This window comes from Kineococcus glutinatus, from assembly GCF_039542765.1.
In the GTDB taxonomy this organism is placed as follows: Bacteria; Actinomycetota; Actinomycetes; order Actinomycetales; family Kineococcaceae; genus Kineococcus_A; species Kineococcus_A glutinatus.
In genome coordinates, this window is the sequence record NZ_BAABIL010000851.1 from 1 (window position 1) to 1027 (window position 1027).

Consider the following 1027-nt stretch of genomic DNA (forward strand, 5'->3'; position numbering starts at 1 on the left):
AGCACGAGCAGCGCGCTGCCGGCCGTGCCGACGAGGTCGGCCGGCGTGCCCGCGTGCGCCTCGGCCACCGCCAGCCACCACCAGGAGCTGGTGGGGGTGGTGCCGTAGAAGCCGTTGGCCGCCGTCCAGGCCACCCACGCGCCGTCGGCAGCCCGCAGCGCGGCACCGCCCCCGGCGGGCCCGAGGAGCACGAGGCTCGTGAGCGCGGCGGCGGCGGCCAGGACGGCCCCCGCGCCCGCCAGCCGCAGCGCGGTGCGGCGGCTGCGCAGGTCGCAGCGGGAGATCGCCAGCCCGAGGAGCAGGTAGCCCAGCCAGCCGAGCACCGGGTAGTAGCCGGTGAGCAGCAGGGTGCGCAGCAGCACCAGCGGCGTGCCGAGCACGCCCAGGTCGGGCTGCTCGCCCGGGTCGGGCGGACCCTCGCGCAGCACGAAGGCCGCCACGGGGGCCAGCGGCAGCCACAGCGCCGCGAGAACCGCCAGCACCCGCGGCGGCCACCACAGGGCGGGCAGCAGGAGCAGCTGCGCCAGCGCGTAGTGGGCGAGGATGACGGCCACCGGGGGGTGCCGGCCGGCGAGCCACAGCCCGAGCAGGCCGACGAGCACGGCTCGCACGGCGACGGCCGCCCGCAGGCCGGCCCGCACCCGCGGCCCGGCGGGTGCGAGGCCGCGACGGGTGAGCAGGCCGAGGGAGACGCCGGCGAGGACGGCGAAGAGGGCCGAGGAGCGACCGCTGGCCAGCTCGAACGCCGCGCCGGCCGCGCCGGTGGCGTCGCGGGAGAGGACGTGCGCCGTCACCATCCCGGCCACGGCGACGCCCCTGGCGACGTCGACCCCGACCAGCCGCTCGCGCCCGGCGGCGCGGCCGCGCGGCGCTGGTGTGCTGCTCACGCACGCAGTCTGCCGCCGGGTGGTCACCGCGAGCCTCCCCGGGCCCCGGGCGGCGCACCGGTACGGTGTGGACCATGGCCACCCGGACCTGCTGCGCCGCGTGGGCGAGGCCCTGGGCGCCGAGGCCCGCGCCGAGGGCG

Annotated in this window: 1 protein-coding gene; it reads right to left on the reverse strand. The window is 79.9% G+C overall.

Annotated elements, in window-relative coordinates:
- Positions 1–887: heparan-alpha-glucosaminide N-acetyltransferase domain-containing protein (locus tag ABEB16_RS22015; RefSeq protein ID WP_345714301.1), on the reverse strand; the 887-nt coding region annotated here is incomplete at its 3' end.
- Between the last annotated feature and the right edge of the window lie 140 nt (positions 888–1027).